The 537-nt window shown below is 55.1% G+C and carries 1 protein-coding gene; it reads right to left on the reverse strand.

The genetic code is table 11. The features are described 5' to 3' along the window. Nucleotides 1-229: 229 nt before the first annotated feature. Nucleotides 230-537, reverse strand: a 308-nt coding sequence (locus ACDC66_RS15225; RefSeq protein ID WP_376697591.1) for a hypothetical protein, incomplete at its 5' end; no start/stop codon positions are given.

A 537-nucleotide genomic window follows, 5' to 3' on the forward strand; every position in this document is an offset into this window, starting at 1 on the left:
GGCAGCTCACCGTTAGATCTGGGCCCTCGGGTTAATTCCCTTAACCTCGTTGTACTTTCGACACCAAGATTTCCTGGTTTTGGCCATCATTTTGCCGAAATCTTGGTGCCGAAAGTACAGAAGTAAGTACAGCCTCCAAAAAAGGACCCACCCACTCCCCCAAATAAGAAAAATCCCCTACCCCAACGCGGATCAAAGCGTAGGGATAGGGGAAATTCCGGGTGAATCTTTATGCAGACTTCACCGGTGCTTGGCACACCTGAACATAAACTTCAGAGGCCAGTTGGTCGCAGGTATCAGCGGTGGCTGGGCCCTCGATGTATTCTTCCCAACCGATGCTGCTGGATGGCAGAGTGCATCCGAGGTCTTCGACTTCATCGAGGATTTCGTCCCAGACGCGCTCGACTCCATCGAAGGGGCCGGAGTGGCGGCTGTGCATGGTTTTCATGTCGCGGAAGTGGTGGAGGACAACGTCATCGATGTCGCCACCGGATTGGCTCAATGCGCCGCGGCGCAGGGATTCTGCTTGCGCGGGGC

The sequence above is a fragment of the Wenzhouxiangella psychrophila genome (assembly GCF_042310375.1).
Taxonomy (GTDB): domain Bacteria; phylum Pseudomonadota; class Gammaproteobacteria; order Xanthomonadales; family Wenzhouxiangellaceae; genus Wenzhouxiangella.